Source organism: Pedococcus sp. P2_D7 (genome assembly GCF_056404295.1).
The window spans coordinates 487,380-500,259 of the sequence record NZ_JBFUEH010000004.1 but is presented as its reverse complement, the minus strand read 5'-3'; the positions used below and the strand labels follow the sequence as shown (position 1 = coordinate 500,259).

Genomic DNA, 12,880 nt, shown 5'->3' with positions numbered 1-12,880 from the left:
ATCGGGACGTCGGCGGTATGCCGCGCGGGCGGCATACCCATCGCTGGCTCAGGCGTAGGTGCGGAAGCCGCGCCCGGTCTTGCGACCGAGGTAGCCGGCCGTGACCATGTGCTCGAGCAGCGGCGCGGGGGCGAACCCGGGCTCGCGGAACTCGAGGTAGAGCTCGCGCTGGATCGCCAGGGACACGTCGTTGCCCACCACGTCGAGCAGCTCGAACGGCCCCATCGGCAGGCCACAGCCGGTCTTCATGGCCGTGTCGATCGCGTCGGCGGTGGCGTAGTTGGCGCTGAGCATCTTCACGGCGTCGTTGAGGTAGGGGAACAGCAGCGCGTTGACGATGAAGCCCGAACGGTCACCACACGTCACGGCGTGCTTTCCGACGGTGGCACAGACGTCCTGGATGGTGGCCACGACGTCGGCGGCGGTCGAGACCGTGTGGACGACCTCGACCAGCTTCATGACCTGGGCCGGGTTGAAGAAGTGCATCCCGATGACGTCCTCGGGCCGCGTCGTGGCGGCAGCGCAGTCGACCACGGGCAGCGACGAGGTGGTCGTGGCCAGGATCGCACCGGGCTTGCAGATCTCGTCGAGGTTCTCGAAGAGCGCCTTCTTGACCGCCAGGTCCTCGACGACCGCCTCGACCACGAGGTCGACGGTGGCCAGGGCGTCCAGCGAGGTGGTGCCCGTCAGGTGCGAGAGGGCCTGCGCGCGGGCCGACTCCTCGAGCTTGCCGCGCTGGACCGCCTTCTCGAGGGACTTGGTGATCGCCGCGGTGACGGCGTCGACCTTGGCCTGGCTGCGGGTCACGTAGGTGACGTCGTAGCCGGCCTTGGCGAAGACCTCGATGATGCCGGTGGCCATGGTGCCGGAGCCCACGACGCCGACCGTGCGCACCTGGCGCAGCGCGGCTCCCGTGTCACCTGCGGGGCGCGGCGTCAGGGAGTCGTCGACGACCTGGCTGCTGCCCGGCTCGGCGTAGGTGTAGAACCCGCGCCCGCTCTTGCGACCCTTGAGGCCGGCGCTGACCATCTGCTTGATGACCGGGCTCGGGGCGTGCAGGCGGTCGCGGCCCTGCTTGTACATCGTGTCGAGGATCTCGTAGGCGGTGTCGAGACCGATGAGGTCCATCAGCGCCAGCGGGCCCATCGGGTAGCCGCAGCCGAGCTTCATGGCCGCGTCGATGTCCTCGCGGCTGGCGTAGCGCGACTCGAACATCGAGACGGCGTGGTTGAGGTAGCCGAACAGCAGGGCGTTGGCGATGAAGCCGGCCTTGTCGCCGACGATGACCGGCTGCTTGCCGAGCCGCAGGGCGAGTGCCTTGACGTCCTCGAAGACCTCGTCCTCGGTGACGACGGTGCGGATGACCTCGACGAACTGCAGGACCGGCGCCGGGTTGAAGAAGTGCATGCCGACGACGCGCTTGGGGTTGCCGGTGGCAACCGCGATCTCCGTGACCGAGAGCGACGAGGTGTTGGTCGCGAGGATGGCGTCGGGGCCGACGATCGCGTCGAGCTTGCCGAAGACGTCCTTCTTGAGGTCGAGGTGCTCGGGCACCGCCTCCACCACCAGCTGGCACTCGGCCAGCTCGTCGAGGCTCGAGGTGAACAGCACCCGTGCGTGCAGCGCCGCCTGGTCCTCCTCGCTCAGCTTGCCGCGGCTGACGGCCCGGCCGGTGGAGTGCTCGAGCACCCCTCGACCCTTCTCGACCGCCGCCTCGTCGACCTCGACGGCGACGACGTCGATCCCGTTGCGGGCGAACACCTCGACGATGCCGGCACCCATGGTGCCGAGACCGATCACTCCGACCTTGCTGAACTCACGAGCCATGCGGCGAGTCTGGCAGAGCAGGTATGCCGGGTGGACCCCCGGGCAGCGTGACGGTCACCACCCCTGCTGCCATCGGGCGACGTCGGAGGACCCACCAGCCCGCGAACTCACCACTCGTGGCCGGCGCCGATCAGGGCGGACTCCATGTGGAAGCGCTGCTCGCGGGACAGGCCGCGGATCGCCAGGGGCACGGGGATGTCGACGGCCCGGCAGTAGTCGCGCAGCGCGTGGTCGTAGGCCAGCCTCGCCGCCATGAGCCGTTCGGCCTTGCGGGGCTGGTCACCCGCCTCGACGCGGCGGATGTGGGCGGCCAACCGGCTCAGCTCCATGGCCAGGAGGATGGGCGGGATGGGTTCCGGCACCGGGCGCCGCAGATCACGCCGTGCCTGGTACCTCGTGACGGCTGGCTGCATGACCCTGGGTGGCCGGCCCGTCGTGAGCCAACGCACCCCGCTCACGAGGGTGCCCATCACGAGGACGAGACCGGCGACGTTGCCCAGGACGTTCGGCATACCAGCTCACCTCTGTGCTCCGAGTGTGCGCCACGGACCCCGCACGACGCAACGGTTCGGTGCCCGTAGAGTGACCCCTCGTGCGGCTGGTCATAGCGAAGTGTTCGGTGGACTACGAGGGCCGCCTGACGGCCCACCTCCCCCTGGCGACGAGGTTGCTCCTCGTCAAGGCGGACGGGTCGGTGCTCGTCCACAGTGACGGCGGGTCCTACAAGCCGCTCAACTGGATGTCCCCTCCGTGCGCGATGGCCGAGGCGTCTCCCGAGGAGCACGAGACCGCGGACGGCGTCACGGCCGTCTGGCTGGTGCAGCACGCCAAGTCGGAGGACCGGCTCCGGGTGCTCATCCACCAGGTGCTGCACGACTCGTCGCACGAGCTCGGGGTCGACCCGGGACTGGTCAAGGACGGGGTCGAGGCCCACCTCCAGAAGCTCCTGGCCGAGCACATCCACACCCTCGGCGACGGCTGGAGCCTCGTGCGTCGCGAGTACATGACGGCGATCGGGCCGGTCGACATCCTGTGCCGGGACGGCTCCGGTGCCTCGGTCGCCGTGGAGATCAAGCGACGGGGTGACATCGACGGTGTCGAGCAACTCACCCGCTACCTCGAGCTGATGAACCGCGACCCGCACCTGTCTCCCGTGACCGGGGTCTTCGCCGCACAGGAGATCAAGCCGCAGGCCCGCACGCTCGCGACCGACCGGGGCATCCGCTGCGTGACGCTGGACTACGACGCGCTCAAGGGCATCGACAACAGCGAGCACCGCCTGTTCTAGTCGCAGTGCCGGCGCTTACTCAACATTTGCATGGGTGAGCGCCGAGCGGGTCAGACCACGGTGCGGTCGGTCGAGCCGGGCCAGGTCTGCACGTCGAAGCCGTCACCGTCGACTGCCACCTCCGCCACCCCGCAGTTCGGCAGGAACTTGGCCGTCGCGAGGTCGCCGCGGAGGGTGCTGGAGAGCCGTGGCAGGGCGAACGACATGACGCCGCCGTGTGAGAAGACCAGGACGGTCTCGCCCCGGAACTGGTCGGCGATCGAGAGCAGCGCCTCCCGGTAGCGGGCCAGGACCTCCTCCCCCGTCACCCCCCGGGGGATCCTCCTGCGCAGGTCCCCGTGCACCCACGCCTGGAAGATCGACTGCAGCTCGGGGTCGTCGTGCGGTCGGCCGGCCAGGGCGCCGACGGAGAACTCCTCGAGCCCCTCGACCGCCCGCGAGTCGACAGCGAGGATCTCGGCCGCGACGGCGCCCGACTGGACGGCGCGCGCCAAGATGCTGGTGCGGACCGCGGCCACCCTGCGGCCGGCGAGGGACTCGGCCAGGGCGGTGGTCTGCTCGATCCCCTTGGGCGACAGCCACCCTCCCTCGTCCGACAGGACTGAGGGGTGTCCGTACTCCGCGTCACCATGGCGGGCGACGAGGAGCGTGGCGGCACACTGCAGGTCACTCATGCGTCGAGGGTATGCCGCGCAAGCCCGTCCCTGCCGTGCGGCTGAGACGGGTCAGCGCAGCGCGACCAGCAACAGCAGGCGGGCCGCCTCGGCGCGCACGGCAGCGCGCGCCGGCCCGAGGTACTTGCGGGTGTCGACCAGGGCGTCGTCGGCCGCCAGCCGCTCACGGACGGCTGCGGTGAAGACGGCGTTCAGGTGCGTCGCGATGTTGATCTTGGTCATCCCCGCGCGCACCGCCGCCTCGATCCCGTCGTCAGGCACCCCCGACGAGCCGTGCAGGACCAGCGGAACGGGCACCTGCGCCGCGATCGCCGCGATCAGGTCGAGGTCGAGGACCGCGGTGCGGTGGGTCATCGCGTGCGAGGACCCGACGGCCACCGCGAGCGCGTCCACGCCGGTGTCGCGGGCGAACTGGGCCGCCTCGTCCGGTCGCGTCCGGACTCCCGGCGCGTGCACGCCGTCCTTGCCCCCGATCTCGCCGAGCTCTGCCTCGACGCTCACGCCCGCGGCGTGGCAGCGGTCGACGATCGCCCGCGTGACGGCACGGTTCTCGCTGTCCTCGAGGGTCGAGCCGTCGAACATCACCGACGTGAAGCCCAGACCGAGCGCCTCCTCGACCAGGTCGGTGCTCACCGCGTGGTCGAGGTGGAGCACCACGGGGACGGTGGCCGCCTCGGCCAGCACGCGGGCTGCCGCCGCGAGGGGGGCCAGGGCCCCGTGGAAACGCACGGTGTTCTCACTGACCTGCAGGACGACGGGCAGGCCCACGTCCTCGGCCGCCCCGACCAGGGCCTGCGCATGCTCGAGGTGGATGACGTTGAAGGCCGCCACCCCACGCCCCTGCGCCCGCGCCCCTGCGAGCACTCCTGCCAGGTCAGCCAGCACCTCAGTCCCTCCAGATCGTCACGTCGGGCCCCAGACGGGCGATGTCCTCGGCCGACACGACCCCCGCGACCGGCTGCAGCACCGCAGCCGCAGACCAGGCCACGGCGTTGCGCAGCAGCCGCTCGGGCGGCTCCCCTGACAGCAGGCCCGCGGCGACCGCGGCCACGGCGGCGTCGCCGGCGCCGGTGGGGTTGCCGCGCAGCGAGTGGCCGAGTGCCGCCCGCTGCGCCGGACCCTGCGCCGGGACCCAGACCATGCCGTCCGGCCCCAGCGAGACCAGCACGTCGCGGGCCCCGCGGTCCTGGAGCAGCCGCGCACCCGCGACCGGGTCGTGACTCCCCGTCACCTCGGCGAGCTCGTCACGGTTTGGCTTGACCACGTCAGGACCAGCGGCGACCCCACCGAGCAGCGCGTCGCCGGAGGCGTCGAGGACCACCCGGCAGCCGGCGGCGTGACCGGCCTCCACGAGCTGGACGTACCCGTCGGGCGGAAAGCCCGGTGGAACGCTGCCGGAGGCGACCAGCACCGCGGCACGGTGCTCGACGAGCACCCGACCGGTGTGCGCGACGACCGAGTCCCACTGGCCCGGCGGGCACGGCGAACCGGGCTCGTTGAAGGCGGTCGCGTCCCCGTCGGCCCGCGAGACGACGGTGACCGTGCGCCGGGTCTCGACGGCGCTGGTCAGGCACGAGTGCCGTATGCCGCGTGCGTCGAGGTCCGCGAGCAGCCGTTCGCCGGCGGCTCCCCCGACCAGCGCCACCGCCAGCACGGGCTGTCCCTGGCTGGTGAGGACCGACGAGACGTTCAGCCCCTTGCCGCCCGCCACCTCGCGGACCTCGAGCACGCGGTGGCTGCGGTGGACCGTGAGGCGCTCGACGGCATACGTGACGTCGAGGGCCGGGTTGGGCGTGACGGTGACGATCACGTCCGGTCCCAGGCCAGGCAGGAGGCGCCCAGGCATCCCGCGCGGTCACCGAGCGCGGCCTGGACGATGGTGGGGGGCCGCTGGAACGTGAGGGCCGACTCGACCGCACTGCGCAGCGGGCCCAGCAGCACCTCACCGCTGCGGCTCAGTCCGCCCCCCACGACAACTCGCTCGACCCCGGTCAGCGTGACCGTCGCGACGACCGCCCGGGCCAGCGCGTCGACGGCGCCCTGCCAGACGCTGGTGGCCGGCAGGTCTCCGCCGGCCACGAGCTCCGCGATCGCCGCGGCGTCACGGCGGGTGCCGGTGGTGGCCGCGTAGGCCGACTCGACCGCTGCGGCCGAGGCCACGGCCTCGAGGCATCCCCGCGCTCCGCAGCCACAGAGTGGACCATCCGGCTCCACGACGAGGTGACCCAGCTCGCCGCTCCAGCCGTCGGCCGAGATCACTCGACCGTCGAGCAGCAGGGCGCCGGCCACGCCGGTGCCGATGGCGACGAAGACTGCGTTCGAGGCGTGCCGCGCCGCACCGAACCTGGCCTCGGCCACCAGCCCGGCACGCACGTCGTGGCCGAAGGCGACCGGGAGCGCGAGGATCCGCTCCAGCGGTTCGGCGACGGGCAGGTCGCGCCAGCCCAGGTTGGCCGACCAGCGCGCCAGGCCCCTGCGGTCGTCGACGATCCCCGGCACGACGAGTCCCACCGCGGCGACGGCGACCTCGTGGCCGTCTCGGGTCGCGGCGTACTGTAGCGCGCCCAGCGTGTCGGCCGCGGCGTCCACCAGGGCGCCCTCCACGTCGAGGCGCTCGGGAGTGGCTCGAGTGAGGGCCACGACCTCGATTCCTTCGCGGGTCACCAAGGCGGACTTGATCCGCGTGCCACCGACATCGATCGCGGCCACGACGGGGCGATCCACCCTCAGACCACCTGCACCGTGACGCCCGCGGCCCGCAGGTCGGAGACGGCATCGTCGGGAGCGCTGGAATCGGTGACCAGCAACGAGATTCGCTCGGTCGGGCAGATCCGGGCAAACGCCCGGCGGCCGACCTTGTCGCCCGTCGCGACGACGACGACCCGGTCCGCGCGCTGGACCATGAGCGAGTTGATGCCGGCTTCCCCCTCGTGCTGGCAGCTGGCCCCACCCGCGCTGGAGACCCCGTCGACCCCGAGGACGACCGTGTCGAGCCACAGCTCGCCCAGCACCATGGCGGCGAGCGGACCCGAGAGCTCGTAGGACTCCTGCCGGGCCACGCCCCCCAACGACACGCAACGGATGAAGGGTCGCAGCACCATCTCGGTGGCGATGTTGAGCGCGTTGGTCACGACGGTGACCGCAGGGCGCCTCGAGCTGGCCGCAAGGTCGGCTCGGGCCGCGAGCCGTCGCGCGGTCGCGCTGGTCGTCGTGCCCCCGTTGAAGCCCACCACGGTGCCCTCGGGCACGAGGTCGGCCGCATGGGCTGCGACCCGCTCCTTGGCCGAGTCGCTCCCGGCCAGCTTGTAGCGGGCCGGCAGCTCGTACGCCACGGCGCTGGCCACGACCCCGCCGTGGGTGCGGGTCACCAGCTGCTGGGCGGCGAGCTCGCCGAAGTCGCGCCGCACCGTGGCCTCGGAGACACCGAGCGCCTCCACGACCTGGGCCACGCTCAGCCGGCCGTGCTCGGCGAGGAGGCCGAGCAGGGCACCCCAGCGGGCGCCGCGATCCATGCCGCCGCGCACCTCGAGCTCGCTCACTTGACCGCCCCCGACGTGAGCCCGCCGACGAGGTGCTTCTCGATGAGCGCGAACAACACCACGACCGGCACGATCGCGACGACGGACGCGGCGAACAGCTGGTCCCAGTTCTGCTCATAGCCGGTGACGTAGGAGTTGATGCCGACGGTCAGGGGCTTCTTGTCGTCACTGAGCATCAGGGTCAGCGCGACGACGTACTCGTTCCACGCCGCGATGAACGTGAAGATCGTCGCCGTGACCAGGCCCGGCAGCGTCAGTGGCAGCATGACCCGCCACAGCCGACCGAGCCGACCTGCGCCGTCGAGCTCGGCGGCCTCCTCGATCTCGCGCGGGATCGAGGCGAAGAAGCCGTGCAGGATCCAGATCGCGAAGGCGAGGTTGAAGGCGGCGTTGGTGAGGATCAGCGCCTGGTAGGTGTCGACCAGGGTGAGGGCGTAGAACTCGCGGTAGATGCCCACGACCAGCGAGGTCGGGGCGAACATCTGGGTCACGAGCACGAGGAACAGGAACGCCATCCGGCCGCGGAACCGGAACCGTGCGGTGAAGTAGGCCGCCGGGATCGCCACCACCACGACGATGACGGTCGAGGACAGCGAGATCACCAGCGAGCTCTTGAGCCAGGCGAGGAACCGTTCGTCACCGAGCACCTCGGAGAACGTCGTCCACTTCCACTGCTCCGGGAGCAGCGACGGCGGCGTCTTCACCACGTCGCTGCTCGGGCGGAACGCGTCGAGCAGCATCACGAGGTAGGGCCACAGGAAGGCGAAGGCGACGACCAGGCCGATGATCGGCATGGCCCACGGCCGGATGCCCCGCCACCCACCCGGTCGCGGACGACGGACGGCCCCCGGTGCCGTGGTCGTGGTGCTGCTCATGACTCCTCCTCGCGCCAGCTGGACACCCGGAGGTAGACGAGCACCGCAACCAGGATCAGGCACACGTTGAACAACCCGGCTGCGGCGGACTGGCCCACGTCCTTCTCGGCGCTCTTGAACGCGAGCTTGTACATGAAGGTGATCGTCGTGTCGTGACCGAAACCGGGGTTGGACTCGTTGAGCGTGTAGATGATCGGGAAGCTGTTGAACACGTAGATCATGTTGAGGACGGTCGCGACGAGGATCGCCGGTCGCAGCAGCGGCAGGGTGATCTGCCGCCAGGTCTGCCAGGCCGAGGCACCGTCGATGCGCGCCGCCTCGTAGACGTCACCGGGGATCGCGTTGAGCCCGGCGACGAAGACGTAGGCGGTGAACGGGATCGAGACGAACACGCCTACTGCGATCATCGACGGCATGATCAGTCGGTCGCTGCCGATGAAGTCGATCGGGGTGTCGATGACGTTCAGCTTGAGGAGGACGGCGTTGAGGGTGCCGTAGTAGTAGCTGTAGATGAGGCTGAACAGCCGGGCGGTGATCACGAGGGACGCGGCCCAGGGCACGATCACGGCCCACCTCACGATGCGTCGTCCCCAGAACTCCTTGGTGAGGAACTGCGCGACACCCAGGCTGATGAGGATCGTCAGCGCCACGACGGCGACGACCCACACGATCGTGTTGGTCAGCACCGTCGCGAGGCTGTCGTTGGCGAGGACGTTGCGGAAGTTGTCGAGGCCCGCGTCTCCCTTGCGCAGACCCGTGATCGAGTAGCGCGAGAGGGAGGCACGGACCAGCTCGACTGCCGGCCACACGACGACCCCGAGGATGAGCGCGAGGGCGGGCGCGAGCCACAACAGGGCGATCCACCCGGACACGCCGGAGGTATGCCGTCGCCGCGCCGGGCGGCGACGGCCACCGGCGGCCGGGGCCGGCGACGAGGGGGCGGCCGGGGCGAGCGCGGCCGGATCCCCGGCCGCACCCGCCCCTGCACCGATGGGCTGGGTCACGCTCAGCCGCCGGCCTCGGCGGACTGCTGCAGCTTGTCCAGCACCGCCTTCGGGTCACCGGTCATGGCCGTGCCAAGGTTCTGCTGCACGGCGAGCTTGACCTTGTCCCACGTCGGGTCGTCGGTCGGCGTGAGGTGCGCGTTCGGCAGCGTGTCGAGGTAGGTCTTGAGCTTGGGGTCGCTCGAGAACTCCTGGATCCCCGACTTGGTCACCGGCAGGAAGCCCTCGGCCTTGATGAACTGGTTGACCTGGTCCTTCTGGTAGTAGAGGTCGTAGAACGCCTTGACCGCGTCCTGGTTCCCCTTCTTCTTGAAGGCCATGAGGTAGTCGGTCACACCGAAGGTCTGGGGCGTGCCACCGTCGGCCTTGGTCGGCATCGGCACGACGCCGTAGTCGACCTTGGCGTCCTTGTCGAGCGTCGCCGCGAGGGGCGAGAACCCGACGACCATGCCGACCTTGCCCGAGGCGAACAGGTCGAACGCGTCCTGGCGGTTGGTCTTGCCGGGGTTGTTCTGGGTGAGCTTCTTGGTGGCCAGGCTCTTGAGGAAGGTCAGGGTCTCGACGTTCTCAGGGCTGTTGACGGTCCACTTGCCGTCCTTCTTCCAGTCACCGCCGTTGTTGAACGCCCAGATCGAGAACTCCCCCTGCGCCTCCTCGGGGCCAAGTGGCAGGCCGTAGCCGATGGCACCGTTGCCGAGGTCGGAGACCTTCTTGGCGTCGGCCTCGAACTCGGCCCACGTCTTCGGCGGCTCGGCGATGCCGGCCTGCTTGAACAGCGCCTTGTTGTAGAACATCGCGCGGGCCGAGGAGAGATCCGGCATGCCGTACATCTTGCCTTCGTAGGTGCCCGACTTGACGAACGCGTCGAGCAGGTCGGACTTGACCGAGTCGGACAGCACGTCGTCGGAGCTGTAGAGCAGGTCGTCCTTGGCATAGCTCGCGTAGGCGTTGAGGTTGAGGATGTCCGGCGGGTTGTTGTTCTGGACCATGGTGGAGCTCTGCTGGTCGATGTCGTCCCAGCTGACGATCTGCACCTGGAGGGTGTTGCCCGTCTTGGTCTTGTAGGCCTGGGCGAACTGGTCCCAGAAGGCCTTCGTGTGGTCCTTGGAGTACTCGGCCGCAACCAGCTTGATGGTCGTCGCCTTGCCCCCGGATCCGCCGCCGTCGGCGGTTCCGGCTCCCTGGCCGCCACCGCAGGCCGCCAACCCGAGGGCGGCTGCCGCAGTCCCTGCGACCAACGCCGCTCCCCGGAGGTGTCGTCTGGTGCTCACGTGTCTACCTCGATCTCTGTCGGTTCTCGTGTCGACCAAGGCCCGTTGCCGTGATCGTTTCGTAGCGGTTGCCGCGCGCTTCGCTCACATCTGCGAGGCTCGACAGCCACAGTGGCCCCGCGATCCCTGCTCGTCAAGGGTTTCGGGGCGACTTTCTCCGGTGGTCAGGATGACTAAACGGGCGAAACAGGGATCAAACACCACTGGTCTTGACTGATCGAATCTGATGGTTAAGCATTCGCATCAGTCTTATTCACTCAACCGAGGAGTCGCACCGTGGTTGACCACCCCGCTGCCCACCTGGCCGCCGAGATCGCCACCCAACCGGACAACTGGCGAGCCGTGCTCGCCCGCGTGGAGGAGGCGCTGGCCGTCCTGCCGCCCCGCGGCGCGCGGGTGGCGGTGACCGGCTGTGGCACGTCCTACTACATGGCGCAGGTCTACGCCGCGCTGCGGGAGACCTCCGGCGCCGGACCCACCGACGCGTTTGCGGCCAGCGAGTTCCCGCTCGGGCGCGGCTACGACCACGTCGTGGCCATCTCGCGCTCGGGCACGACGACCGAGGTCATCGACCTGCTCGAGCAGCTGCGAGGGCAGCCCGGCGGCCCGACCACGACGGCGATCGTCGCCACGGCCGGCACCGCCATCCCCGACCTGGCCACGCACGCGTTCCTGCTCAGCGAGGTCGACGAGTCCTCCGTCGTGCAGACCCGCTTCGCCACGACGACCCTCGCGCTCCTGCGGGCCACGCTCGGCGAGGACCTCAGCGCCGCGATCGCCGACGCCGAGGCAGTGCTCGCCGAGGACGGGTCCACCGCCCTGGACGGCGTCGGCGATGCCGAGCAGATCACCTTCGTCGGCCGCGGGTGGACCGTCGGGCTGGCCCATGAGGCCGCCCTCAAGCTCCGCGAGTCAGCACAGTTCTGGACCGAGTCCTACCCCGCGATGGAGTATCGACACGGCCCGATCAGCATCGCGACGACCGGGCGGGCGACCTGGGCCTTCGGCGAGGTCCCTGCCGGGCTGGACGAGGACGTCCGGGCGACTGGCGCACACTTCGAGCACCGCGCCATCGACCCGCTCGCCGACCTGGTGCGCCTGCACCGGCTCTGCCTGGCCAAGGCCGAGCAGGCGGGCGTGGACCCGGATCGACCTCGACACCTGTCCCGGTCCATCATCCTCACGTGACCTCTTCCGCCACCGACACCGGACGCCTGCTCCTGACCGGGCGAGTCGTCACGCCCGACGGTGTCATCGGCGACGGTGCCGTGGCGGTCACCGATGGCTCCATCGCGTATGCCGGTGAGCGCGGCTCGCTGCCCTCCGACTGGGCCGAGGTGGCCGAGCCGGCCGGCTGGCAGGCCGGCCTGACCCTGCTGCCCGGGCTCGTGGACATCCACTGCCACGGAGGCAACGGGGGCGAGTTCGGTCCCGATGCTGCGAGCGCGCACCGGGCGGCCCGGCACCACCACCAGCAGGGCTCCACGACGATCGTGGGTTCCCTCGTGTCCGCGCCGGCGGCCACCTTGGTCGAGGGTGCCCGGACGCTCGGTGACCTCGTGCGCGCCGGCGAGCTGGCCGGCATACACCTCGAAGGGCCGTTCCTGTCGACCGTGCGGTGTGGTGCGCAGAACCCTGCCGCGCTGGTCGACGCCGACGTCGCACTCGTCGAAACCCTCGGTGACGCCGCGGGCGAGGGAGCGTTCGCGCAGATGACCTGGGCCCCGGAACGCACCGGCGGCGACCAGGTGCCCGCGGCCCTCGCCGCGGTCGGTGCCGTGGGTGCGGTGGGCCACACGGATGCCGACTACGACACCGCCGCCCGCGCTCTCGACGCGGTGGCCGACCGCGGGGTGCGCGGCGGCCTTCCCCTCACGACGCACCTCTTCAACGGTATGCCGCCGCTGCTCTCGCGCGCCCCCGGCGCCGTGGGTGCCGCGATCGCGGCCGCTGCCCGCGGCCGTGCGGTCGTCGAGGTGATCGCCGACGGCGTGCACCTCGACGGCGGCACCGTGCGGATGCTCTTCGACACCGTGGGACCCGAACACATCGCCCTGGTCAGCGACGCGATGTCCGCGAGCGGCCTACCCGACGGGGCCTACACCCTGGGTGGGCTCGACGTGACGGTCAGCGCTCGGGCCGCCCGGCTGACCAGCAACGGCAGTCTCGCCGGCGGGGTGAGCACGCTGCTCGATGAGGTGCGCTGGCTGGTCCGCGACCTGGGCATCCCCCTGTCCGACGCGGTGGCGGCGGCGTCAGCCACACCGGCCCGGGCGCTCGCCCTCACGGGGTCGGGGAGCCTCGCGCCGGGTCAGCACGCCGACCTGTTGGTGGTCGACTCCCAGCTCGTCCTCCACCGGGTCCTGCGTCGCGGCACCTGGCTCTGATCCGACCCCCTCCCC

Annotated in this window: 13 protein-coding genes; 3 read left to right on the top strand and 10 right to left on the bottom strand. The window is 70.7% G+C overall.

From position 1 onward, the window contains the following. Nucleotides 1–48 precede the first annotated feature (48 nt). Nucleotides 49–1,827, bottom strand: a complete 1,779-nt coding sequence (locus AC1DWJ_RS11575) for a 3-hydroxyacyl-CoA dehydrogenase family protein (protein WP_477620835.1) — start codon at nt 1,825–1,827, stop codon at nt 49–51. 107 nt (nt 1,828–1,934) lie between these two features. After that, a complete protein-coding gene (locus tag AC1DWJ_RS11570; protein ID WP_457253470.1) occupies nt 1,935–2,339 on the bottom strand; it encodes a hypothetical protein in 405 nt (134 codons plus the stop codon). Nucleotides 2,340–2,419: 80 nt separating this feature from the next. On the opposite strand from AC1DWJ_RS11570, the gene nucS reads away from it, so the two are divergent. Then, on the top strand, nt 2,420–3,115 hold the full coding sequence (gene nucS / locus AC1DWJ_RS11565; protein WP_477620834.1) for an endonuclease NucS: 696 nt from the start codon (nt 2,420–2,422) through the stop codon (nt 3,113–3,115). A 50-nt stretch (nt 3,116–3,165) separates the two neighbouring features. Here nucS and AC1DWJ_RS11560 read toward each other — a convergent pair whose 3' ends face one another. The 8 genes from AC1DWJ_RS11560 to AC1DWJ_RS11525 are packed head-to-tail and all read right to left on the bottom strand — an operon-like array spanning nt 3,166 to nt 10,478. After that, nucleotides 3,166–3,789 (bottom strand): histidine phosphatase family protein, encoded by a 624-nt coding sequence (locus tag AC1DWJ_RS11560; RefSeq protein WP_477620833.1) that lies wholly within the window; start codon nt 3,787–3,789, stop codon nt 3,166–3,168. A gap of 51 nt (nt 3,790–3,840) precedes the next feature. Next, nucleotides 3,841–4,674, bottom strand: coding sequence for a class II fructose-bisphosphate aldolase (locus tag AC1DWJ_RS11555; protein ID WP_457253476.1), 834 nt, complete (start codon nt 4,672–4,674; stop codon nt 3,841–3,843). A gap of 1 nt (nt 4,675) precedes the next feature. Then, nucleotides 4,676–5,599, bottom strand: a complete 924-nt coding sequence (locus AC1DWJ_RS11550; RefSeq protein WP_457253478.1) for a 1-phosphofructokinase family hexose kinase — start codon at nt 5,597–5,599, stop codon at nt 4,676–4,678. Next, entirely contained in the window at nt 5,596–6,513 is a 918-nt protein-coding gene (locus AC1DWJ_RS11545) for an ROK family protein (RefSeq protein ID WP_477620832.1), read from the bottom strand. The genes AC1DWJ_RS11550 and AC1DWJ_RS11545 overlap by 4 nt, the downstream gene beginning before the upstream one ends. A gap of 2 nt (nt 6,514–6,515) precedes the next feature. After that, on the bottom strand, nt 6,516–7,328 hold the full coding sequence (locus AC1DWJ_RS11540) for a DeoR/GlpR family DNA-binding transcription regulator (protein WP_457253482.1): 813 nt from the start codon (nt 7,326–7,328) through the stop codon (nt 6,516–6,518). Further along, the gene (locus tag AC1DWJ_RS11535) at nt 7,325–8,203 is read right to left on the bottom strand and encodes a carbohydrate ABC transporter permease (RefSeq protein WP_457253484.1); all 879 of its coding nucleotides are present in this window, start codon (nt 8,201–8,203) and stop codon (nt 7,325–7,327) included. The genes AC1DWJ_RS11540 and AC1DWJ_RS11535 overlap by 4 nt, the downstream gene beginning before the upstream one ends. Further along, nucleotides 8,200–9,207 (bottom strand): carbohydrate ABC transporter permease, encoded by a 1,008-nt coding sequence (locus AC1DWJ_RS11530; RefSeq protein WP_477620831.1) that lies wholly within the window; start codon nt 9,205–9,207, stop codon nt 8,200–8,202. The genes AC1DWJ_RS11535 and AC1DWJ_RS11530 overlap by 4 nt, the downstream gene beginning before the upstream one ends. A 2-nt stretch (nt 9,208–9,209) precedes the next feature. Then, nucleotides 9,210–10,478 carry an extracellular solute-binding protein gene (locus tag AC1DWJ_RS11525; RefSeq protein WP_477620830.1) on the bottom strand — a complete coding sequence of 423 codons (1,269 nt, stop codon included), beginning with the start codon at nt 10,476–10,478 and terminating at the stop codon, nt 9,210–9,212. Nucleotides 10,479–10,754: 276 nt separating this feature from the next. Here AC1DWJ_RS11525 and AC1DWJ_RS11520 point away from each other — a divergent pair, with 276 nt between their 5' ends. Continuing rightward, nucleotides 10,755–11,666: an SIS domain-containing protein gene (locus tag AC1DWJ_RS11520; protein ID WP_477620829.1), complete on the top strand. Its 912-nt coding sequence runs from the start codon at nt 10,755–10,757 to the stop codon at nt 11,664–11,666. Continuing rightward, complete coding sequence (locus tag AC1DWJ_RS11515; RefSeq protein ID WP_457253491.1) at nt 11,663–12,865, top strand: N-acetylglucosamine-6-phosphate deacetylase; 1,203 nt, start codon at nt 11,663–11,665, stop codon at nt 12,863–12,865. Before AC1DWJ_RS11520 ends, AC1DWJ_RS11515 begins: the two co-directional genes overlap by 4 nt. Nucleotides 12,866–12,880: the final 15 nt, after the last annotated feature.

What these genes read in the sequence shown, in the direction of transcription:
- AC1DWJ_RS11575 (WP_477620835.1), bottom strand. Translation starts at nt 1,827, where the DNA reads ATGGCTCGTGAGTTCAGCAAGGTCGGAGTGATCGGTCTCGGCACCATG.
- AC1DWJ_RS11535 (WP_457253484.1), bottom strand. Translation starts at nt 8,203, where the DNA reads ATGAGCAGCACCACGACCACGGCACCGGGGGCCGTCCGTCGTCCGCGA.
- AC1DWJ_RS11560 (WP_477620833.1), bottom strand. Translation starts at nt 3,789, where the DNA reads ATGAGTGACCTGCAGTGTGCCGCCACGCTCCTCGTCGCCCGCCATGGT.
- AC1DWJ_RS11570 (WP_457253470.1), bottom strand. Translation starts at nt 2,339, where the DNA reads ATGCCGAACGTCCTGGGCAACGTCGCCGGTCTCGTCCTCGTGATGGGC.